General features: G+C 31.6%; 21 protein-coding genes and 2 pseudogenes. 8 read left to right on the top strand and 15 right to left on the bottom strand.

Going from position 1 to position 21,012, the window contains the following annotated elements; all coding sequences use genetic code 11:
- Positions 1 to 580: 580 nt before the first annotated feature.
- Positions 581 to 2,011 carry an IS4 family transposase gene (locus AC1Q8L_RS23765; RefSeq protein ID WP_084065842.1) on the bottom strand — a complete coding sequence of 477 codons (1,431 nt, stop codon included), beginning with the start codon at positions 2,009 to 2,011 and terminating at the stop codon, positions 581 to 583.
- A 137-nt stretch (positions 2,012 to 2,148) separates the two neighbouring features.
- Positions 2,149 to 3,195: a DUF2332 domain-containing protein gene (locus AC1Q8L_RS23760; protein WP_016136153.1), complete on the bottom strand. Its 1,047-nt coding sequence runs from the start codon at positions 3,193 to 3,195 to the stop codon at positions 2,149 to 2,151.
- Positions 3,196 to 3,955: 760 nt separating this feature from the next.
- Here AC1Q8L_RS23760 and AC1Q8L_RS23755 point away from each other — a divergent pair.
- The 3 genes from AC1Q8L_RS23755 to AC1Q8L_RS23745 all read left to right on the top strand — a co-directional run bounded on the left by AC1Q8L_RS23755 (position 3,956) and on the right by AC1Q8L_RS23745 (position 6,122).
- Positions 3,956 to 4,171 carry a hypothetical protein gene (locus AC1Q8L_RS23755; protein ID WP_080017766.1) on the top strand — a complete coding sequence of 72 codons (216 nt, stop codon included), beginning with the start codon at positions 3,956 to 3,958 and terminating at the stop codon, positions 4,169 to 4,171.
- A gap of 199 nt (positions 4,172 to 4,370) precedes the next feature.
- Positions 4,371 to 4,757 carry a hypothetical protein gene (locus AC1Q8L_RS23750; RefSeq protein WP_000713582.1) on the top strand — a complete coding sequence of 129 codons (387 nt, stop codon included), beginning with the start codon at positions 4,371 to 4,373 and terminating at the stop codon, positions 4,755 to 4,757.
- Between the two features lie 369 nt (positions 4,758 to 5,126).
- Entirely contained in the window at positions 5,127 to 6,122 is a 996-nt protein-coding gene (locus AC1Q8L_RS23745; RefSeq protein ID WP_097853973.1) for an ETX/MTX2 family pore-forming toxin, read from the top strand.
- A 442-nt stretch (positions 6,123 to 6,564) separates the two neighbouring features.
- Here the strand turns inward: AC1Q8L_RS23745 and AC1Q8L_RS23740 are convergent, their stop codons facing one another.
- A complete protein-coding gene (locus tag AC1Q8L_RS23740) occupies positions 6,565 to 7,734 on the bottom strand; it encodes a serine hydrolase domain-containing protein (RefSeq protein WP_072941647.1) in 1,170 nt (389 codons plus the stop codon).
- A 776-nt stretch (positions 7,735 to 8,510) separates the two neighbouring features.
- On the opposite strand from AC1Q8L_RS23740, the gene AC1Q8L_RS23735 reads away from it, so the two are divergent.
- Entirely contained in the window at positions 8,511 to 8,786 is a 276-nt protein-coding gene (locus AC1Q8L_RS23735) for a hypothetical protein (RefSeq protein WP_001087724.1), read from the top strand.
- Between the two features lie 52 nt (positions 8,787 to 8,838).
- Here the strand turns inward: AC1Q8L_RS23735 and AC1Q8L_RS23730 are convergent, their stop codons facing one another.
- The 5 genes from AC1Q8L_RS23730 to AC1Q8L_RS23710 all read right to left on the bottom strand — a co-directional run bounded on the left by AC1Q8L_RS23730 (position 8,839) and on the right by AC1Q8L_RS23710 (position 12,103).
- Positions 8,839 to 9,072, bottom strand: coding sequence for a YuzF family protein (locus tag AC1Q8L_RS23730; RefSeq protein WP_000122390.1), 234 nt, complete (start codon positions 9,070 to 9,072; stop codon positions 8,839 to 8,841).
- Between the two features lie 239 nt (positions 9,073 to 9,311).
- A complete protein-coding gene (locus tag AC1Q8L_RS23725) occupies positions 9,312 to 9,545 on the bottom strand; it encodes a hypothetical protein (RefSeq protein WP_000340038.1) in 234 nt (77 codons plus the stop codon).
- A gap of 276 nt (positions 9,546 to 9,821) precedes the next feature.
- On the bottom strand, positions 9,822 to 9,968 hold the full coding sequence (locus AC1Q8L_RS23720) for a BC1881 family protein (RefSeq protein WP_000738547.1): 147 nt from the start codon (positions 9,966 to 9,968) through the stop codon (positions 9,822 to 9,824).
- A gap of 547 nt (positions 9,969 to 10,515) precedes the next feature.
- Positions 10,516 to 10,977 (bottom strand): CarD family transcriptional regulator, encoded by a 462-nt coding sequence (locus AC1Q8L_RS23715; RefSeq protein ID WP_000486320.1) that lies wholly within the window; start codon positions 10,975 to 10,977, stop codon positions 10,516 to 10,518.
- A 217-nt stretch (positions 10,978 to 11,194) separates the two neighbouring features.
- Positions 11,195 to 12,103 (bottom strand): acyl-ACP desaturase, encoded by a 909-nt coding sequence (locus AC1Q8L_RS23710; RefSeq protein WP_000957112.1) that lies wholly within the window; start codon positions 12,101 to 12,103, stop codon positions 11,195 to 11,197.
- 428 nt (positions 12,104 to 12,531) lie between these two features.
- Between AC1Q8L_RS23710 and AC1Q8L_RS23705 the strand changes: the two genes are divergently transcribed.
- Positions 12,532 to 12,831 (top strand): hypothetical protein, encoded by a 300-nt coding sequence (locus AC1Q8L_RS23705; RefSeq protein ID WP_001192002.1) that lies wholly within the window; start codon positions 12,532 to 12,534, stop codon positions 12,829 to 12,831.
- A 297-nt stretch (positions 12,832 to 13,128) separates the two neighbouring features.
- On the opposite strand, the pseudogene AC1Q8L_RS23700 reads toward AC1Q8L_RS23705, so the two are convergent.
- Positions 13,129 to 13,488, bottom strand: a pseudogene (locus AC1Q8L_RS23700) (recombinase family protein); the annotation flags it as partial.
- A 342-nt stretch (positions 13,489 to 13,830) separates the two neighbouring features.
- Here AC1Q8L_RS23700 and AC1Q8L_RS23695 point away from each other — a divergent pair.
- Both AC1Q8L_RS23695 and AC1Q8L_RS23690 read left to right on the top strand, forming a co-directional pair.
- Positions 13,831 to 14,034, top strand: a complete 204-nt coding sequence (locus tag AC1Q8L_RS23695; RefSeq protein WP_000410775.1) for a cold-shock protein — start codon at positions 13,831 to 13,833, stop codon at positions 14,032 to 14,034.
- 269 nt (positions 14,035 to 14,303) lie between these two features.
- Entirely contained in the window at positions 14,304 to 14,489 is a 186-nt protein-coding gene (locus AC1Q8L_RS23690; RefSeq protein ID WP_000284738.1) for a hypothetical protein, read from the top strand.
- 126 nt (positions 14,490 to 14,615) lie between these two features.
- On the opposite strand, the gene AC1Q8L_RS23685 is transcribed toward AC1Q8L_RS23690, so the two are convergent.
- The 6 genes and pseudogenes from AC1Q8L_RS23685 to AC1Q8L_RS23660 all read right to left on the bottom strand — a co-directional run.
- Positions 14,616 to 15,023 (bottom strand): magnetosome magnetite crystal formation protein family, encoded by a 408-nt coding sequence (locus tag AC1Q8L_RS23685; RefSeq protein ID WP_001054346.1) that lies wholly within the window; start codon positions 15,021 to 15,023, stop codon positions 14,616 to 14,618.
- A 986-nt stretch (positions 15,024 to 16,009) separates the two neighbouring features.
- The gene (locus AC1Q8L_RS23680) at positions 16,010 to 16,600 is read right to left on the bottom strand and encodes a hypothetical protein (protein ID WP_000728237.1); all 591 of its coding nucleotides are present in this window, start codon (positions 16,598 to 16,600) and stop codon (positions 16,010 to 16,012) included.
- 332 nt (positions 16,601 to 16,932) lie between these two features.
- A complete protein-coding gene (locus AC1Q8L_RS23675) occupies positions 16,933 to 17,316 on the bottom strand; it encodes a hypothetical protein (RefSeq protein ID WP_000532580.1) in 384 nt (127 codons plus the stop codon).
- Positions 17,317 to 17,501: 185 nt separating this feature from the next.
- Positions 17,502 to 18,074, bottom strand: a complete 573-nt coding sequence (locus AC1Q8L_RS23670) for a histidine phosphatase family protein (protein WP_000846734.1) — start codon at positions 18,072 to 18,074, stop codon at positions 17,502 to 17,504.
- A 365-nt stretch (positions 18,075 to 18,439) separates the two neighbouring features.
- Entirely contained in the window at positions 18,440 to 19,261 is an 822-nt protein-coding gene (locus AC1Q8L_RS23665; RefSeq protein WP_098817622.1) for a peptidoglycan-N-acetylglucosamine deacetylase, read from the bottom strand.
- Between the two features lie 290 nt (positions 19,262 to 19,551).
- Positions 19,552 to 19,758 (bottom strand): annotated as a pseudogene (locus AC1Q8L_RS23660) (D-alanyl-D-alanine carboxypeptidase); the annotation flags it as partial.
- 363 nt (positions 19,759 to 20,121) lie between these two features.
- On the opposite strand from AC1Q8L_RS23660, the gene AC1Q8L_RS23655 reads away from it, so the two are divergent.
- Entirely contained in the window at positions 20,122 to 20,793 is a 672-nt protein-coding gene (locus tag AC1Q8L_RS23655) for a CPBP family intramembrane glutamic endopeptidase (RefSeq protein WP_492339510.1), read from the top strand.
- Positions 20,794 to 21,012: the final 219 nt, after the last annotated feature.

Raw genomic sequence — 21,012 nt, 5'->3', positions numbered from 1 at the left:
CACATTTTTTCTCGTATTGAACAACTAAAGACATAAACAGTTGAAACATTTCTATCTTATTTTCTTCAAATTAATTCCTTAAATTATTTTGACTCCAATAAACCTTGAAATTGAAAGGGCTACACCAACTGATTTCTAGTTCATTATATACAAAAATAAGAAAATGAATTATTTTCATACTTAATCCACCCACAGGTTTGAATTCATAATTATACACTAGCGTCCAAATCTTAAAAAAAAGGGGGAAAAGTTCTTAAGAATTCTTAAGCTTTCTACAGCATTTTGTCATAAGGATATATAGCCACTCTTGAAGTGTTCACTATTAGGCCTCACCATACATGCCCATCAATCTAAAATTTTATAGTACCTCAGAACGAAATTTTGTACTAACTTGTAACAAAATACTCATTTTTTGTTTTGAGGTATTTGCATTTTTTAGCTTGATGGGCATGGGGTATCGCCACATGCCCATCAAGCTAATCAAATAAATTACTAGATACGAAATGATTCTTGTTTTAAAACTAGCAAGTGATAAAAAAGTAGGCATGCTAAAGAAGCCTATTAAAACGCGATTTTTTCGCTAGGCAGCTTGTCTATCCTTCACTGTCGTTTTATACACAATCCCTAGAATATCAAAGACGGTCATCTTCTTATACCGATGACATTTACGGCCGTTCTTTTTGAGCAGTTGATAAAGGCGATGCAGAATTTTTAAAAGTTCTTCTGTGCCAACGGATATCGCTTGAAACAGTAATGGAAAGTAATCTTTAATCATATAAATCGCTTTATATTCACTCAGCTCCTGCTTTTTCTTTTCAAACAAAAACTGACGCATTTGAAACATCGTAGAAGAACAGAGGAGAATGCCAATGAGTTGTCCATATAAATGGCACTCTAGGCGTTCTCTTTTTATATTTTGACATTCATCAATTTCAAAGAATGATTTCCACGTTTTAAACAAAATTTCAATCTGCCAACGAAGTGAATATAGTGAATGCACGTAGTTCGTCGGTACTTCTTCTAGTGACGTATTCGTAATATATACATTCATGCCCATTAAACGTTTACTTTTATCCTTCATGACAATGCCTTTCTTCTTTTCACGTATCGCTTGGTTTTTCAGACGTGTTTGTGTTTGATCATCGGTTAAACGATGGATAATGACACGTGCTGGAAGTTTCTGATTTTGGCCAATGTATGCCTCGGGGATTTCCATCGTTTCACCAGGGATTAGACCAGACAGCATTTGTGTCATATCAAGCTGGATGTATTCTGTTTGCTTTTTTAACGTACCATTGTTGAAGTATTCTGGTTCAGGGTTCTTGATATAAATGCGTGTATTCAACTTCAACCGCGAGATATAGTAAGCCTCTTTATCATGAATGGCTTGTAAGTCTCCTAAATCGAAGTAACCAAGATCACGTAAACACAAATCGCCTGCTTTTACGGTTCTAAGACAGATGGTACCATATGTTTTATCATTATTTTTTCCTGGTCCAAGCTGCACGTTAAGGAATTGACCATTAAGTAAATCGTATTCCAATTGGATTTTCACGCCTGCCTTATTACTACTCCCACCTGAACCTTGATAGTCAGTGGCGAATTGATCAGGCAGTTGAAACACTGTTGCATCTAGAATACGGATACGATTGAAAGTAGAGATTATATGTGCAGAAAGTGAGTGATTTGAACAGAGTTTTTGTGTGAGAAGAGAAGTAAAAACTTCTCGAAGAAATGCGACAGCTGCTGGATTAAAGCGTTGATTCAGTCCTTCTGGACTTATGAGTGTAGCTGTATTTGCATAAAGCTGACTACATAATTGAGTGAGAGAATCACTTGCTACATGTTGACTAATCCAAATACATAAAGCAGCCAAATCGCGTGCGCCATACTTACTTTTACGTTTTACAAACCCTGTTTCCTGTGCGAGTTGTTGAAGAACATATGGAGATAGATATCGCTGTAGTTCTTCGGCGAACAAATGAAACCCATTTTGAATCGATAGATTCATAAAAAAACGCCATCCTTTCTGTATATTTCTACAAAAAGAATAACGTTTTCTGTGAATTATGGATATAAATTTATCTTAGATTGATAGTGATATATAGTGACCCCAACTACTTTAAAAATATTACTGTACATCTAAATTTAGCACAAAGATTTATTCTCTAATCCCCAGCTAAACCAGCGTGCATGACCGTCCGTTTCTCCGACCGTTTCATTGTATTCTTTACCATTAATAAAATAATCAAGATGAAGATCTCTATCCCACATGTTATTGTAAAGGTGGAAAACATCTCGTTTCGCACCAATTTCTTTAATCTGCTTTACTAGTTTATGCTTTTCACTCTCTGGTATTTGATTCGCTACATGTGTATGGAAAACACAAATCACTGAATCCTCTGGAATTTGTTCTTCAATTTCAGAAAGAAGAGATACCCCATCGCCTTCTATAAGTTTCACTGATTGTTCTTTTAAATAAGTTGCTGCATGATCGAACATTTCAAGCCTTTCTTTATGCTCCGGCCAAATGAGCGAGCGTAACCATAAATAATCTTCCTCATCATTCAAATCATTTATATGTAAATCTAGTCCAATTCTTTCTGTGACAGGAGGGCTTTGTTGTAAAAGAAATGGTTGATTTTCACCTTTTATTTCCGATTTTAATTGAGCCTTAGAATTTATGTTACCATACACTTTCTCTGTCCCATACGAATAACAATATTGATCCCAAAATAATTGTAAACCAGCGCTTGTTCCGATTTCAATTAATGCTAAAGGTTTATTAACTTTATTAAACATATAGCAAAAACTCGGATATAAATATGTACATCTTCTTACTTCGTTTGTCTGTACTAACTTCGTTTTTAAAATAGCAATAATTTCTTCTCTATGAAGCTGGCAAAAATCTTTAAAATGGTGAAATGCCTGGTCTAAATCTTTTTCTGGAGTTGAAACGAGGCTACCGTAGTATTGTTTTAATACATGACTGTTGCCTTTCAATAATAAATAGTGAACGGCACCAAATAATAAATTTGGAATAGGCTGACCAATTTGTGCATGTGACACTAATGCAAGAATTTCCTCATCTTCTGCAATTCTTAATGATAAATTTTCATATAAATCGCTCGACCCTTTACATTCTTTTTCTGAAAAGTTTCTAAATAAGTTGGAGATTTGTTCTGGTGTAAGCATTTATAATCCTCCTGACAATAATATTAATATTCAGAATAATTTTAACATAAAACAATTCAAATATGGTATAAATATCCTTTTTGATTCTATATAACACTACAAATGAATTTTATAAAACTATCTCTACTTCAGTAGGTTCTTTCAAAACTTTTTTGTTTGAAGTAGTAAAGAAAGACCTGTTTCAATGTCGTTTTATCACAAGGAATACTCTCAATACTATGTCTAACTACATTTTATGAATGTAAGGGGAGCGATTCACATAGGTACACACATAAAACCTATAGTATTTATCGCCACATCACCATTAACTCCATCAACTTAAGAAACGGATACTTCCCAAAACAAAAAAATAAGCAGTTTTTTGTCAAAAATGTACGAAAATTTCGTCCTGGGGGTATTCGCTTTTGTTAACTTGATGGGCATGGGGTATCGCCAGCATTTTGGAAAAACCCCACGCTAAGAGTATGCAAGATTTTATACAGTTTTTTGGCTAATGCAGTAACAAACAAGAGCCCTGAACACACGCCAGGACAGGAATGTATAAAAAGATGAATAGGGTTATAGAAAAAGAAAAAGACGAAACCCTACTTTCAAAGGGAATTCGCTTTTTTCTTGCTACCGATAATTTTATGTTATGTTAACTCCCTTTGAATAAATATTCGTAGAAGTTTTTTATAAAATTCACTATAGGTTATCAAACAAGCATTTTTTCTATTAAAACATAGAATAATATAACTCTTGTTTGAGAGGAGGTATAAAAATGAGTTGGAGTAATGACTGTTGGAAACATAGTAGTCATTCTAGTAAATGCGAGGATCATAACGACTGGTGGAAACATAGTAGTCGTTCTAGTAAATGTGAGGATCATAACGACTGGTGGAAACACAAACATGATAATGATTCTTGTAGATGTAGACATCATAGAAAATGTAAATGTTTTATTATTTGTTGTCATAGTAATCGCAAACATTGGTAAGATTATTTATCATTTTTGATGAAGAATTTTAAAAAGACTTGTCCTTTATAAAAAAAGACAAGTCTTTTTATTTGCTATTAATAATAGGACGTTATGTTAACCGAGCATGAATACAATATACATATTGCATTTTATCTATATTAGATAAGAGTAACTGTATATAATAAAGATATCATTGTGAATAATATGGGGGATAGAAATGAAAAAATTTATAGTTAGTTACTTAGTATGTCTTATATTTTTTTCTATATTTACATCTAATTTGGAATTTATAAATAACTCTGAAGGTATGAAAGCATCATTTGGTTCCCCCTGGTCGATGACTCTTCTTTACATTATGTATGGGAGCATACCTGTACTTATAGGCTGTTTACTAGGAGAATTTTCTTATAGAAAAATAAAAATAAGTTATAAATTAAGTATTGGGATTCCCCTGTTTATATTATTAGGTGTTTCCTATACATATTTAATATACATTGGATTATCTGGAGCATATGTATCTTATTCTATAATGGATTTTATTAAATTTAGTCTTCCTATTACTTTGTCCTCCTTAGTTTTCTATTTTATAAGACGAATAAACTGATGTTGATCAACTTCTGATAACGATAATTATGTAAATAAGCTGTCCATATGGACAGCTTATTGTATTTTTGGCTTAGCGTGGTTTTTTTCCGAAATGCTGGCGGTACGCCAGAAAGATAAACCCATTTAAAAACATTGTAGAATTTATGACAATTAACAGTAGATTTCTTAATTTCTATATATCTTTTTATCTTAAATATGACATTAACAAAAAAAATTAACATATTTCTAGATGCATATATGTAATAAAACCTAAAAAACTAGTTAATTTTATCCGATAGTGACAGATTAAACGGAATATTGAGTATTTTCCGTCAATTAGATATATTAATAGCATAATGCTAAATCTATTAAGAGAGGTAGAATATTGATGAAATCATATAAAAAAATGGCTGTAATGATGCCATTCGCATGTATGTTAAGTATAGGAGTAGTAAGTATGCCTACTACTTCTTTTGCAGATGCTACAAAAAGTACAATATTAAATGTTAATACAAAGAGTGATAATGTTTATAATGAAGATAAGTTTATACAAGATATAAAAGATAGAATGACTCCAGAAGGTACTGCAGCTAATCCAAATACTGCAACTAAATATGTATCTAAGCCCGAATATCATACTGATGTTAATAACTTAGATATAACAGCACATTTTGATAGTTGGGGACCTACACAACAAATAGAACTACTATCATACAAAAATGATGGATTAGTAGACCAAACATGGTATTCTCCTGAAAAAAGTATCAAAACAACAGAGTCTTTTACCTATTCAAACCAAGAAGGGGTTAAATTAGGAGTATCTTCAAAATCAACGTTAGCAGTTAAAATTCCTTTTGTTGCTGAAGGCGGTCAAGAGATTACACTTTCATCTGAATTTAATTATACTCATACAAGTTCTAACACATCTACTCATGAAGAACAAATTATATTTAAATCACAGCCTGTAATTTGTAAGGCTGGTTATACCACAACATATTTTGGTATAGTGAAAGCCGCTAATTTCTCAGGAACATTTAAAACAAAATCAACAGTTCATGTTCCGAAACTATCCTACTATGATCAAAATGGATATGGATGGACGTGGCAGGAATCACGTCCTAATTTTTACAATTCAAAAGTGTATTATTTACTTACGAATGGTTCAAAACCAACACCATCATATTTGAACTTTGAATCTTATCTACAACCAGATAATAAAAATATACAAATACCAGTAGTAGATATTCAATCTGAGTTTAGCGGTGAAGGTGGTCATTATTCTGAGATATATGTTAAAGCAACTCCAATAGATGCACCAAATAAATCTGTTACACTGCCCCTTAAAGAATATCAAAATAGAGTAGCCAAAGGATTACCATTATAATAAGAACTAAATTTATATATGCTACAATCGTTTATATTTTGTTATTTCCTGTTGCAGAATCCTTGTTATAAGGATTCTTTTTTTGTATCAAAAATCTACAAAGAAAAAAGATAAGATCGGGAACACAATCTTATCTTTAGCACAAGGAGTAAACAAAGGGAATAACCATCATATTTTTATTATAATTTATTTTTGTTAATTTTGAATATTATAACTATAATTAGCAATTATATCTATATTGAGAAATTTTTTGCAAAATTAGTTATAAAATGATTCAAAACTCCAAAGTAAACTTTTACCCAAAAGTTTACTTTCATTTTAAGAAGAATAAATGCCACCAAAACAAAAAAAGCCCCAAATTTTTCTTGAAAATAAGTTGGGGTTTTTGAACCAGAAAAGTATATTTTTAACTATGAAAAAACGATAAATTTTTCCTTTTTTCCTACTTGCTAAATTCAGCAAGTAAAATTTTTTTAAAAGGATTAGGACTGTCAGTTCTACCCAAACTATTCCAATTGACAACCAACGTATGCTTGCCTCCAAGTTTACCCCCAGCAAAGGTAGTAAACCCTAGAATGCCACCTGTGTGTCCCCATATCGAGACACCGCTTGGAAGCTTAGTTTCATAGATTCCAAGACCATATCCATCCATTCCTTCTTTTCCTGTAGGCACAGTAGTAAGCATTTGTTTTAGTTGCTGTTCCTTCAGTAATTTGCCACCGAGCAAGTAAGAGAAGAATTTGTTTAAGTCGTCAGCAATAGAAATCATATCTCCAGCAGAGCTACCTGCACTTGGGTTATAATAAGTAACGTCTTTTAGCTCACTTGCTCCGTCTGGTTGGACATATCCACGGGCATGGTTAGTGCCTGGAATAACACTTGAATTGCCTGGTAGGAATGTATTCGACAATTCAAGTGGTTCAATAATCCGATTTTCAATCTCTTCCGCATAGCTGTTTCTGGTTACTTTTTCAATAAGAATGCCCAGTAATACGTATCCTGTGTTTGAATAAGACCAGCCCTCTCCTGGGGCAAAGTCTGGAGGGAGAGAAACCCCCATCTTCACTAACTCTTCAGCCGTATACGATTTTTTTATATCCGTAAAATCACCGTCTTTTGACCTTGAGTATTCAGCGATACCACTTGTATGGTTCAATATATGCCGAATAGTAATCTTGTTACCATCATATCCATTTCCTTGAATGACACCAGGCAACCAGTCTTCGATGTAGTCGTCTAGCTTCAGGCGATTCTCTCCAACTAATTGAAGTACAACTGTTGCGGTGAACGTCTTCGTCACACTCCCAATGCGAAAGCGAAAATCTGTTTTCATTGGTTTCTTGGTTCTCAGATCCGCTATTCCAGCGGCATATCCCCACGTTTTTCCACCCTCAGAAGTTTTAGCAAGTATCCCCGGGTATCCAAGTTGCAATGTATCCCGCATTGCTTGCTTGACGGAAGTACGATCTCGTTGAGTATTTGTTTGTAACGAAATAGATACATTTTGAGTAGGCTCTGCCTTTACAATTGAGGTTGATGTTGTATATAACAGGGAACTTCCAGCTATTAAAAGGGCCAGACTTGCACATGTAATTTGACTACGTATTTTCATAAGGCATTCCTCTCCTCTATTCATATTGTATAAGTGTTTGCTTACCGATCCTTACTTCCTGAAAAGACTTAGGGAAAGGCCCTCACGCATATAGATTAAAGCCCCAGTACAAAGGTATCTATCAATACCAACAATTTGAGCCATTTAAATCTCCATCCCTTCTATAACAAAATTATTCAATGGTATGAAAGCATATTATGTACCCTTAGTTATTGTTAGGATTAACACAACATGAGACATAGACCCAACCCATATTTCACTTTATTTATCCATGATATGTATTGAGAAAGAATGTAAATTCGAATCCTTTCCGTACCCCAACTATTGATCGTTTTTTTCACCTATTATAATTAGTTATTTAGAATTTCATTATAAAAAACTGTAAAAAAATAACGAGTTCCTTAACGAATAGGAAGTGGTTGAAAATATGTCTAAACGCACAATTATCTTTTTTGATATGGTGACCCCATCGCCATCAAGCTAAGGTTTTGAAGTACGCACTAAATGAAATTTTTCTTTCTCTACAGTTAGTTATTTTGAGAAGTCAGCTCATTTTTTGTTTTTGGGGTGTTTACTTTTCTTAAGTTGATGGATGGTGCTTCCCCTATAAGCTCAATAGGTCATAGTTGGAAAAAAAGTAAGGCTATGGCCTATTTTTACACGTATCTCGGCTGTATCCCTTTAACCGATGAATATTGCAAGTAAGAACGGCCCATTCAATATTTTCTATTCAAATATGATAGAATGAAGATATATCCAAAACGGAGGGAAAACAAATGAACTCAAACACAAAACAGTTTATTTATGATATCCAGCAAAGAAAGAACAATTATATAGAAAATGTATTAATAGCAATACAACACCCTCAAAAAGAGCAATCTGAACAAGTCATTCAAAATATAGTAGAGAAGATGGATATGATGATTAGTTTAGTTACTACTTACATGGCTATTGAATCCGAATCTACAAAAGAATTAAAAGAGCTTCAGGAAGAACTTATTCATGCTCAAGCATATATTCAAAAACGGAAATTTGAAGAAACACAGAGATAAAACCCTGTGTTTTTACTTGGTGGACTATGACATTAATTTTTTATAAATTTGATTATTGCTTTGGCATAATCCATACAATTTGTTGAATGCGTACAATATATGGCGCCGTATCTTCAATGAGCAAATGATCTGGTTTCACATCCTTTAATTTACCTCTTATATTGCCTCTTACAGTTTCAATAACCACATGTTTACCAATTACTGATTGTAATGTCTGATATACATAGGGATTAGGCACACTTACCATATGTTGTTCACTCAAGTCATTTCCTTTCGAATAACTCATTCTATAAGACTCCTTTCTAACTTGCATTCTTTCTACTAATATATGATATAAATCTTATAAATATACTAGAAGGATAATTCATTATAGAAACGAAAATACCATTTTAATAGAGTGCGGTTTCTATTTCTACGTTGCTAAAAAAATGATTTATATAAAGTTACTTTTACTAGTTAATAGGAGATGATAAAGGGATATTTTGAATATACATCTAGGTTGTTCCTTTCTGGATATATATCATTTTAAATACGCCCTTTATTAGAATAGTGCTCATACTTTTTTTGAGATTCCTTCGTAATACGTGCATTAAGTAAAATTGCTAACAATAAAAACACTCCATATTTTCCTCCTGTAGCTCCTATGATAATTACACTACTACAAACAAGTATAATTAATAGGATAAACGAAACTGAATAAATACGGTCATAATTCTTTGACATCTTTTCGTATTTTATGCGTTCTTTCCTTGCATCCATCTAAATTCCTCCTTTAAATTATCCATTTCACTATCAAATACATTTCGTCCTAAAAAAGGAAACAATATATCGTTATATAAATTAGTTTGTTTTTTTATCAACTAATTTATATAACGTAAAAAGAAACCCTACCAATATTAAGCTTTCTACCATGATAATCCAAACCCTCTCCTTCCTTTTAAACCCAACACCTTAAATAAAAGTAGCAGCAAACAAAAAGGATCCTCCCTTCTCTTAAAGGCTGATCCTTTTCTTCTTGCATGAAACTATTTTTAGCTATTCTTGATTAATTAGAATTACAGCTGGTCCATCTACACGAATTCCACCAACTTCGATTTTTTCATAAGGCTCAACTGTAATAGAGATGATCCCTTCTCGCTTCTTTAATTCATTACTTAATTCTTTTGTTAACATTTTTTTCATGTGTGAACTCCTTCTTATTACTTAATTTACTATTTGTATGTAAATAAAATTTAAAATGGTTTCCTGCTCTGGAAACCATTTTTTTGTAGTTGACCATATAGCGTTACCAGTTCGTTTATCAATTTTACGTAAAAAAGATAAACAATTACTAAACACTGTCTCATTAGATGTAAGAAACTCTTAAAGATAGCGGTTAAATTAATTGTTTTTTCTTCTAGAAATAATGACTTAGATAGTATATTACCTAAAACAATGAAAGCCCTACCTCTCTTTCATCCTTACGGCTCCTTGTCCGTGCCAGTGTGAATCAGGATTGCAAAAATCAAGTGACTATTTAATTGAGTTATTTGATGAAATTTCGAACGTTTGTAAAAAAAATTTGAAAATAAAAATGGATTAGATTGAAGTAATAACAAAAGAGGTTCCTACTCTAAAAGTGAGTTGAAGAAATTGAATGTCTTTGAAATGATTCGCTTTTAATACTCATCATATTCCCGAAAGATTTAGAATGTTTTCAGAGGATATAATACATTATTTATAATGAACCTTAACAGAAACTTTTTATTTGATTTTCAGTGATTCCTTTAATTAATTCTAGTTCACTGACCAAAAATCTATATGCATCATCCAACAATTTTTTTTCGCTTGTATTGAGTGCTTTTTCTTTCTTCATACGCATTAAATCCCGTACAACTTCAGCACCTTTTTGTATTTCACCTGTTTTTATTTTGTCCGTGTTCACTTTATGCCTTTGTTTCCACGGCAGTAATTTACAGGATTCTTCATGCTGAAAAATGTGTATAATGTGTTTTAATGCAAGTATATCAGTAACTGGGCGTATATTCGAATTCAATATTTTACCCGTAGGAATCATGACTTGCATATTACTGATTGACATTTTTATGACATAATACTGTTGTTTTTTTCCTGAGAATTCTTTTTCTACTATGGCTTCAATTATACCTGCTCCGTGCATTGGATAAACAATGTTATCGCCAATTTGAAACATATAATCCACCTCCATATGTGGTAACCTTCTCAAGCTTAACACATATGTTGTTTTTTATCAAAAATTTTATAATATCATAAAATTATTTTTGTTGTCAATTTATTTTTTCTTTTAAAATCAAATTAAATAAAACCAGCACAAAAACCATAAGGAATGTGTTAGATTTCCAATAAAGGGAAGGGGAATTTCCCCTCGCATATTCTGAAACCTCTACTCATTAACGTAGATCTGTTTTCCCTTGAAAACGACCAAATCGATCCCTTATTTTTTTCAATCTTGTGTGGTACTCCAAAATCTCAATTCTTGCTTTTTCTGCAAGGGGGGCAATTGGTCGTAAGTCTTTTAACCCCCAATACTCAACCACTACATCAAGTACTTGATCAAAATATTGTAGTGGTCCATAGTTTGCTTCTTTTGCAATCACAGCCATTCTATTTTCAAAATCAGGCATGACTGCACCTGGCATTTTAAAATTCCTAATTACATTGGCAATATGGTAGCAATAATTTGGTTCCAATTCTAAATGAATTCGAATAACGTCTCGATAAAACGCATAATGAAGTGTTTCATCTTTTGCAAGACGGCGTAATAATGTAGCAAGATCTGAATCATGCTTACTTGCAACCTTAGCAACATTATTGTAAAACACCATCGTTGCAAGTTCTTGTAGCGTCGTATACGTCATGGCTTCTATTGGTGTATGAAAATCAGGCTCAAATCCACCCTCAACGACTGACTTTCTTAATTCATGGATTCGCTTAGGATTCACACTTCGAGTGAGTAGTAAATATGTCTCCAATAAATTCGAATGTTGATCCTCTTCTGAGGTCCAAGTATGAATGAAGTCTGTAATAACAGAAAGGGATCCTTTAAAAGTCGCAGATAAATACGTTGTAAACCATGGCAAATTCACTTCTGTTAATAAAGCTGTTTCAATGGCCGTAATTACACCAGAAGGAAGATTAACTTGACTTTCATCCCAAGGAACTCTTTTAAAGTCCATTCCCTTATCCCATGGCAAAAACTCATGATAACCCCAGTCTATCTTCTGCGCTCTTATTTTATGTTGTTCATACATTTCTTTTAAACGTGGTTCTAATCGAAAATCTAAATCATTCGTTAGCATACGAGTGCCCCCTTTTCTTACCATGGATATTCATCCTATTTTTATCCTTAAAAATTTTCTACAAATAAATATTACTTTCCTTTTTTTAAGTTAAACATAAAAAATTTGTAACAAAATTTTTTATGAACGCTATGTTTTCATATGATTTCTTCATATAAAAAGGGATACGGAGGGTAACATTCATGGATGATGATACTCGTCATGTTGTAAATCTTGTTGAGTGTAAAAAGATGCATGACTATAAAGAATCGTTTTATAATAAGTATTGATAGTATTTTATACAAACAATCAACCTATTTAGATGTAAAATACAGTTGATGAGATAGCCTTAAACTACAATTCCCAACAAGATCAATGTACATTGGCTATGATGAGTTAGACCAAATTTTGTGAAATAGCATACAACACAAAAGGAAGAGGCGATAAACATGCAGTCAACGGAAGCGCATATGAGGGAAAAACAACGTAGAGAAAAAATAGAAATTATATTTAGTCACAGGGTAAAAGGAGAGAGTTATTTTCATGGCTCTTCCTATCAATGGAAAAACATTGTATATCAAAATTATAATAGAATACAACAAAAAGAGTTGGAAGTTGAACAACTCATTTCGAAAATGGAAAAAGCAGGGGTTCGTTTTACGCAGCACCGTTCATTCATACACTATCCCGTCATTGATTTTGTAAAATATATAGCTAAGATTTATAATGAACCTCTCGAAATACAATAATTATATTTAAAGGAAACCCTTTAAAACGTTTATTTTCGGGGCTTTTTTAACTAAAACCTTAAAAAATCATTACAACATTCTTTTTATTCTCAATACTCTTCGGTTTTGTTATAATATCAATCATAACGTATTATATTCGTTTGTATATTTTCATATTTTGGGGATTTTATTACACCAAAAGACAACTCTTAATTGGAGTTGTCTTTTATTTTTTTCGATATACACAATACTATTCTGATACAAAAACATCAAGATTCTTATAAATAAAGAAAAGTAGGATTTCTAATAAGAGAGATCCTACTTTATTTCCTCATATTCCTTCATTATTTTATAAAACGTGTTTTTCTTTAGCTCTAACATTTACATAAACATAGTAGCTGTTATTTCTCCACTTTTCCATTAAGAATAAGTTTCTTCTATCATATGCATTTGTTGTTTGCTTAGGGTTGAAAGGTTCACCTGAGGACGTCCTAAATGTTTCCCTTGAGATTTAGCTACAGCAATCCCTTCTGCTCGTCGCTGATGGATTTTTTTACGCTCTTGATCTGCAACATAGGAAAGCAAAGATAAAAATTGATCTTCCATCAACCGACCCATGTCACACATTTCACGAAATTTACGGCTATCGAACAAAGTTTCATTTTCTAACAAGGGTATGTATAGTAATGGAACAGGATAAAGCAACAAGCATTAGTGGGCATAAAATAGCTATTTTATGTCCACTAATATAAGAAATAACCCTTAAAATGAATGTCCACTAGTGTTTGTTGCGTGATTTTGTTCCACTGCTACACATACCCCATATACGTCAATGATTATCATAAAGAAATAGTGAGCTTAATGTCTTTTCTTCACCTTTACATTTATTACAAAAAATGTTATTATTAAAATTAATTATTTTTGTTCGGTGTAAAGGATTTGTAACTTTTCACCTTTATGATCACTGAGAGCAAGGATAGTATTACATTGTGTGTGTTTACACACTAGGAGGCAATACAAATGGAAAAAGGTAATGTAAAATGGTTTAATGGCGAAAAAGGCTTCGGATTCATCGAACGTGAAGGTGGAGACGATGTATTCGTTCATTTCTCAGCGATTCAAGGCGAAGGTTACAAAACTTTAGAAGAAGGTCAAGCAGTGACTTTTGATTTGGAGCAAGGTCAACGTGGACCTCAAGCTTCAAACGTACGTAAAGCTTCTTAATTTTACAAAGCAGGGAAGGCAGGCTCTTTTATGGGAGTCTGCTTTTCTTTTTTCTGTGAAACTATTTTGAGAAGTCAGATCATTTTTTGTTTTTGGATATTTGCTTTTCTTAGCTAGATGGGCATCGGGCATTTCTTTTTCTTAGCTTGATAGCGATGTAGCGGGCCCCCTATTATTAGTTCTTTAAATAAAAACAATTTGTCGAATTATATATAACTACAGCCAACATGATATACTATAAATAAAATAGCCAGAAAGGTGATGAGTTTATGTACCAACAACAAAATAATAGGGATCGAGACCAAGAAATGATGTTTTCTATACAAGGAGTCCCTACAAATAAAGTTAACATGAATCAATTACCAAAATGGATTCGAATTTTTGGTTATAGTGCTTTTACCTTTATGGCATTAAGCGGTTTAGCGATGCTTATTTTAAGTATTTTTAGAAGTTAAAAAATATCTCAATTATAAATACAACTAGCATATAAACACAAAATATGAGTTTATATTTCATAAATAGACAATAAATACAAAATAAAGAAGAATCCATAATTTGTTGGATTCTTCCTTATTTATTTTTTACTTGCTAATCCATTTGGAGATAATAGGATAATGAAAATCTTTCCCTTGTAATACACTTAATATTCCTTTAAGTGGCCCGAAAAATAACAAAATAGTTAGGATTATATAAATTGGGGCTGTCCACAATATCATGGACATATTACTCACATTGATATCGGAATGGAACATAGAAAGCATTAAAGTCCTCATTACAAAAGTATTCCATATCCATACAATAATCCAAGTGAATAGCTGATAAACAGCCGTTTCAATAGCAATTATACGAAGTTTTTTTGATTTGAATATGAAATAAAAAATTAAGGGTATATAAAAAATTGTAATGCTAAAAAAAGTGAGAATGATGAAAGATAATAAAGTAATAATATGCATCATAAGTTCTAGGTTTTTTTCCTGAGATAAATTCATTTAGACTCCTCACATATGTAGATTTGATTCTCTTAAAGTTAACGATAACTCATTATAACACGCCATCTAATGTAACAAAAAATAATTTTTTGTTGGATTTTGTTACATCTTGTATTTGGAAATATGAACTACCCTAACTGTTAAATTTGCTGTATCAAAATACTGTATCAAAAATAATCCGCAACATTATTATTACAATCGCTTTTTGTTACAGGATAATCGGATAATGGAGATAAAATACAAACTATGGCTCAAAATTACATATATCTCGGATGAACCCCGTATAGAGAGTTTATCAAACTAATAAGGTGAATGAAAAAGAGTTCAAAAAACATGTTGAAGACGGTGTAATAACAAATTTCCTAAATTAAGATCTTTAGTTTCTTTTAAAGATCTATTGTAGGTTATTTAAAATGAAAAACAAAAAGAACTTGTAGGAATCCCTACAAGGGGTCACCATACATGCCCATCAACTTAAGATTTTTATAATACCCCAAAACAAAAAAATTGCCCATTTTCGCCTGAAGATGTCAATTTTCTCGTTTTGGGGTATTTGTTTGTCTTAGCTTGATGGTGATGTGGCGAGACCCCTTAATGAGAAAATATGATATTTCGTTACCTCCCTATATGTAATATTGAATATAAAAATGTATCGTTAAAAATGGAAGCGCTCACTACAATAAAAGCATAAAGATAAATCATTAGCATCAACAACAGAGGAGGAAATAATATGGAAATCACAATGACAGTTTTAAAATTTGTAGGTTCCGTCACATCAACATCAAGTTAAAACCACTTTTAAAACATTAATAAGTACTTTTTATTTATTATAAATATGAAAGAGGCAATAAAAAACAGTAGTGCATAAAATCACTACTGTTTTTATTGTTTTTTGTAAGTGAATAATTTAAATTCCTATCTATATAATTTAAACGAATAAATAGCTCCAACGAAGAATACAAAGGCTTCAAATCAAATTTTATTTTTTAATATGATGTTACATAATACCAATTCTTTTCTACCTTTATGATTTCTTTAAAATCACTATTAAAATCCGACTTAATTGGTTTTATATCATTAAACGAATATATAAAACCTGAAAAATTATCTAATATACCACGATAAGTATAAAAGAAAATTAAAGTACTATTTTCTTTTTCTTGAACCAATACATCCCCACCATTTTTGGAAGTTGATACAAATTGTTTAGGTAAATGAATCATCTTACTATTATACTCAACATTTGGAATTAACTTTTTTTGTTCTATAAGTTCTATTACTTGTTTACGATCTTCTTTATAAATTATAAAATCTAGTTTCATATATATTTTTACAAAAGGCACATATATACAAATAATAATTATGATTAATTGTATAACTAAAGGTTTCCAGTTTTTACATTTTATAAAGTTTATAATTCCTATAATAAATATTATAAAAAATGACCCATAAATTGCAATACTAACAAACGGCATGAAAAATGGTGTAACTAATTGAACTAAATACCATTTAGTTAAATTATAAATTATTATAATAATACCGCTTATCATTGTAATTTTAGTTAATTTTTTTTTCATATTTTATACGCCCTTCCAATTTTAAATCATATTTCTAAATCATTCTATATATTTAATTAAAATGATATCATCAAAAATCGAAAAAAGAGTTCTATATTTCTAGGGGTAGTATCACACATCCATCAACTTAAGAAATTGGTAGTTCCCCAAAACGAAGAAAATTTTCGTTTTGAGGACACTTCAAAATATTAGCTTGAGGGCATAGGACTGAACCCCTAATACTTTATTTTAATAATAATTCTTTTCATAAAATAAAACCCGATTATCAGTCTAAACCATTTTTTAGATCTAACAATAACAAGTGGACATTTTTACATTTCAGATAGTCTCTTTTATTCTAATTTCTTCATTTCTTTCAGTCGTTCTATATCCTTTTCTGAAGCCTTTTCTATTTTATACAATTCATAGCTACCCTTTGTCTCATTTATCACTACAAATTCAATTTCATTCCGAATATAGCTTTTAGTTTTTCCTTTTTTATAACCAATAACATTATCTAATATAGTTTCCCCACTATCTTTTTTATATAAATTATAGCTTACAGGTGGACGACCAATTACATACTTATTATCTGAAAACCCGACTATATCATCTCTTCCTAATCCTGTCGAAACACTCCAGACAAAAATAATCTGAAATATAGAAAAAACAACAATACCGCATAAGAAAACAAATAGGATTGATTTAAAAAATAACTTTAAAAATATCCTGCCCAAAAACATTCCCTCCCATTTCATCTCGGGATAGCAAGAACTAAACGTGAGTTTTGTACGTTAAGAAACCGAATTTTTATATTGTTGAACTCAACCCCCGTCAATGCCATAAGAAAAAGGGTTACCGCAGTAACCCTTTTTCTTATAATACACGTCATTTAGGTAAGCTATGGATGAATAAAGTCAATCTATGAAATTTCCCACAATTTTTTAACTTCCACCAATTCCTGCCCATTGAATTCCATTCTATATATATCTGGTTTTGATGTCTGTAGTAAAAAATTCAAATCATACTTACTGTCATAATACCCCATCATCAAAGTCATTACAGCCCCATGAGTGCCTAATACTACTTTCTGTCCTCGATAGGTGTTTAATAATTCTTTTAAAACTTTTATAGCACGTTTCTGACATTCGACATTCGACTCTCCTCCCTTTAAAGCAAAGTCGGGATCTATGAATGACTTTTCTATCAAAGGGAATAATTCTTTATCCGACATTCGTTCCTCTTCAGCAATAAAAATTCTCTCTTTTAAGTCCTCAAATACTATAACTTCTTGTCCTATTTGCTTCGCTAACTGCTGAACAGTTAGAATTGAGCGATTGTATGGACTCGAGATAACAACGTCGATTTCCTCACCTTGTAATGCATCTGTTATTCGTTGAACATCTGATTTTCCTTTTTCAGTTAATCCTCTTGTCTCTTCTTTTCCAAATTTCGGTGAATCCCCGTGTCTCACCATATATATGAAAGTTTTCATAATTGCCTCCATTTTCCTGATTTTCTTTACAATTCCTCCCTGATATTAGCATATATATCCAAATTTGTCTCTTTCAATTAACAGAAAAACGCGCGAATTTGAAATAAATTCACGATATTTGTAAGAAAAACTCGAAGTTTTCACTATCCTCAGGTATAAAAAAACGTTATTCTTTCTAAATAAGCTAGATTAGAAAAAATAACGTTTTTTATGAATCACATGATTCAAGATAAATTACAAACATTTGACAAAGAATTATAACGAGATATTACACCTGCATTTTCAAAAAACTCGAATTCTACAAGTGTTTTTGAAATATATGCAACAAAACTCTTTTTTATAAGTCAGCTTCATTTCTTCCTATGCTATATACGATTATCATGCCAAAAGTTTAACGAAAAATGCTCAGCTTCATGATATGCTTCAAATTCATAACCTTTTGCTTTTAATCCTTCTATTATTGCTGGTATTGCTGCAACAGATTGTGGATGAATATCATGCATTAAGATAATCTCTTTGGACTTTGTTGCACCTGTAATTACACTTTCAGCAATTTTTGCCGCAGCAGCATCCACTGGCATGTTACCATATCTCCAGTCTGAAGTATCTATCGTCCAATCCCAAACTCTTAAACCACTTTCTACAACCTTATTACGAAGTGCTTCATTTAATCCAGGCGAAGAACCATATGGAGGGCGTGTTAGTTTTGGCGATTCACCAATAATATTTGCTATTAACCCCTGGTCTTCTTTCATTTCATTGACATACTCGCCATTTGTATATAACTTCTTGGAATTGTGTGTCATACTATGCATACCTACATAGTGCCCTTCTGCTTTTTCACGTTTTACTAAATCCGGATACTGCTTTACATTTGCACCAATTAAGAAAAAAGTTGCTTTCGTATCATTTTGTTTTAATATATTTAACAATTCAGCTGTATATTTTCCTGGACCATCATCAAATGTAAGATAAGCAATTTTCCTCACTTGACCATTAAATTGATTTGGTGCAGCCTTATTCATCTTCACCTTCGACTGTTCACCTGCAAGATGTACTGCATTTACTTGGCTGGCTACTGCTCTAGCCGGTGAAGTAATTGATTGAAACATAAAATACCCAATTGCGATTGCAATAATAGCCACTATTGTGACTATTATTCTTTTTACATTTAATACATTTCCCATTCTATGAAATTCCTTTCTTTAATAGCATTTCTCTATAATACTTCTATTCATATTTAAATATATTAAATTTTTTCGCTTCTACAAGTACATATTAAGAAAACTTCTACACTTGTAAGACTAACACTCTTTATTTCCACACACATCCCTATTTTTAATACCCTCTCTCCTTTCGAAATAATCCGCAATTTCATATTTTTCAGGATTACACTTAATAGACAATCTACGTAATACATTTGTTCCACATTTACAAAAAAATCAAACCAGTGTGCACCGTATATTATGGTACTCTATTAAAGAAAAGGTATATAAAATTTATCAAATCCATATGAGAATAGTTTCTTAGTTTCCATAAAACGCTGAGAATCATTACTATTTCCCATTACAACAGAAAACATCCTTTTACCATCTTATTTTGCTGTTCCTGCAAAACAGTAACCTACTGTATCTTTAAATCCAGTTTTTAATCCATCAACCCCTTGAAAATATAATATTCTATTGGGGGTCACCATACATGCCCATCAAGCTAAAATTTTGAAGTGCCCCCAAGACGAAAATTTTATTGTTTTACCGTTATTTATGAGAATTCAACTCATTTTCTTCGTTTTGGGGAGCTACCAATTTCTTAAGTTAATGGATGTGGGGCGGTATCCCTACTATTTTAATATTTACCTATCCGATTAGAACGAGGTAATTATCGAGCGAACTTATTTTTTTGAAGGGAAATGGAAATTTTATGTTAAAATAAATATACAGATTGTGGAATGTTGTACTTGAACTGATGAAGAAGTTTAGTAGAACAAGATTTTTAATAAATTCAATCGACGGAAAATTTTAAACATATCAAATTCTAGGAGGGACAAATGGAAACAAAATTAGGTGTAAAAAGTGAAAACAAAATTAGTGATATAAAACCAATTACATTGTATCTTTTCGTATTTTACCTCGCTTGGACTTTTAAAGAATTATGGTTAGCAAAATATATTCATTTATTTGGCGATACTACTGCAGCTTTTTTGACTGCGTTAATTAAGATTTCCATTTGGATTGTTCCAACTTGGTTATACATAAAATATTATTTAAAGACTAATCCAATTGGCTACTTAAAAATAAATATCAATGTGAAAAAAGGATTATTTTTTGGGGTAGTTCTTTCATTGCTACTTGGTTTATATTTTGCCTTTGAAACCTATATGCTTAATAATCAAACATTTGACTTCACATTATCTTTCAACAACTATCTTAATGCTATTCTTTTAGTAGGAATTACAGAAGAGATTGTATTTAGAGGATTAATTCTGCAAGAGATTGGTAAAAGATTACCTTTTTGGAACGCCAATCTTATCACAGCTTTCTTATTTTTAGCAATACACTATCCAATCTGGATTTATAACGGGGATTTTTTAAATTTATGGAGTCAAATATATGTTTTTCTTCTTGGATTAATTTTTGGGTTTGTGTTTAAAAAGACAGGTTCGTTATGGTCGGTTGTTATATTGCATTCATTTCATAATTTTTTTGTTAGTATCACTTAAAACAAAAAATACATAATTTACTTTCCACAACTTAAGTGTGCATCTTGTTTAAAAATAAAATTAAACACACCGAAAACGCTTGGAGATTTCTCCAAGCGTTTTGATAGCATAGTTAAACCATTTATGTGGTTCAGCTCATCAAGAAAAAACGAATTTGTATCCATAAAACGAAAAAAACGCTATTCTTTTTGTAGAAATATACAGAAAGGATGGCGTTTT

This window comes from Bacillus sp. GW823-FHT06A11, from assembly GCF_058795355.1.
The sequence above is the reverse complement of the archived record's forward strand: the minus strand, read 5'-3'. Positions and strand labels throughout refer to the sequence as shown.

Excerpts from the sequence above, each read along its gene's own strand:
- AC1Q8L_RS23765 (WP_084065842.1), bottom strand. The coding sequence starts at position 2,011 with ATGAATCTATCGATTCAAAATGGGTTTCATTTGTTCGCCGAAGAACTA.
- AC1Q8L_RS23760 (WP_016136153.1), bottom strand. The coding sequence starts at position 3,195 with ATGCTTACACCAGAACAAATCTCCAACTTATTTAGAAACTTTTCAGAA.
- AC1Q8L_RS23755 (WP_080017766.1), top strand. The coding sequence starts at position 3,956 with ATGAGTTGGAGTAATGACTGTTGGAAACATAGTAGTCATTCTAGTAAA.
- AC1Q8L_RS23750 (WP_000713582.1), top strand. The coding sequence starts at position 4,371 with ATGAAAAAATTTATAGTTAGTTACTTAGTATGTCTTATATTTTTTTCT.
- AC1Q8L_RS23745 (WP_097853973.1), top strand. The coding sequence starts at position 5,127 with ATGAAATCATATAAAAAAATGGCTGTAATGATGCCATTCGCATGTATG.
- AC1Q8L_RS23740 (WP_072941647.1), bottom strand. The coding sequence starts at position 7,734 with ATGAAAATACGTAGTCAAATTACATGTGCAAGTCTGGCCCTTTTAATA.
- AC1Q8L_RS23735 (WP_001087724.1), top strand. The coding sequence starts at position 8,511 with ATGAACTCAAACACAAAACAGTTTATTTATGATATCCAGCAAAGAAAG.
- AC1Q8L_RS23730 (WP_000122390.1), bottom strand. The coding sequence starts at position 9,072 with ATGAGTTATTCGAAAGGAAATGACTTGAGTGAACAACATATGGTAAGT.
- AC1Q8L_RS23725 (WP_000340038.1), bottom strand. The coding sequence starts at position 9,545 with ATGGATGCAAGGAAAGAACGCATAAAATACGAAAAGATGTCAAAGAAT.
- AC1Q8L_RS23720 (WP_000738547.1), bottom strand. The coding sequence starts at position 9,968 with ATGAAAAAAATGTTAACAAAAGAATTAAGTAATGAATTAAAGAAGCGA.
- AC1Q8L_RS23715 (WP_000486320.1), bottom strand. The coding sequence starts at position 10,977 with ATGTTTCAAATTGGCGATAACATTGTTTATCCAATGCACGGAGCAGGT.
- AC1Q8L_RS23710 (WP_000957112.1), bottom strand. The coding sequence starts at position 12,103 with ATGCTAACGAATGATTTAGATTTTCGATTAGAACCACGTTTAAAAGAA.
- AC1Q8L_RS23705 (WP_001192002.1), top strand. The coding sequence starts at position 12,532 with ATGCAGTCAACGGAAGCGCATATGAGGGAAAAACAACGTAGAGAAAAA.
- AC1Q8L_RS23695 (WP_000410775.1), top strand. The coding sequence starts at position 13,831 with ATGGAAAAAGGTAATGTAAAATGGTTTAATGGCGAAAAAGGCTTCGGA.
- AC1Q8L_RS23690 (WP_000284738.1), top strand. The coding sequence starts at position 14,304 with ATGTACCAACAACAAAATAATAGGGATCGAGACCAAGAAATGATGTTT.
- AC1Q8L_RS23685 (WP_001054346.1), bottom strand. The coding sequence starts at position 15,023 with ATGAATTTATCTCAGGAAAAAAACCTAGAACTTATGATGCATATTATT.
- AC1Q8L_RS23680 (WP_000728237.1), bottom strand. The coding sequence starts at position 16,600 with ATGAAAAAAAAATTAACTAAAATTACAATGATAAGCGGTATTATTATA.
- AC1Q8L_RS23670 (WP_000846734.1), bottom strand. The coding sequence starts at position 18,074 with ATGAAAACTTTCATATATATGGTGAGACACGGGGATTCACCGAAATTT.
- AC1Q8L_RS23665 (WP_098817622.1), bottom strand. The coding sequence starts at position 19,261 with ATGGGAAATGTATTAAATGTAAAAAGAATAATAGTCACAATAGTGGCT.
- AC1Q8L_RS23655 (WP_492339510.1), top strand. The coding sequence starts at position 20,122 with ATGGAAACAAAATTAGGTGTAAAAAGTGAAAACAAAATTAGTGATATA.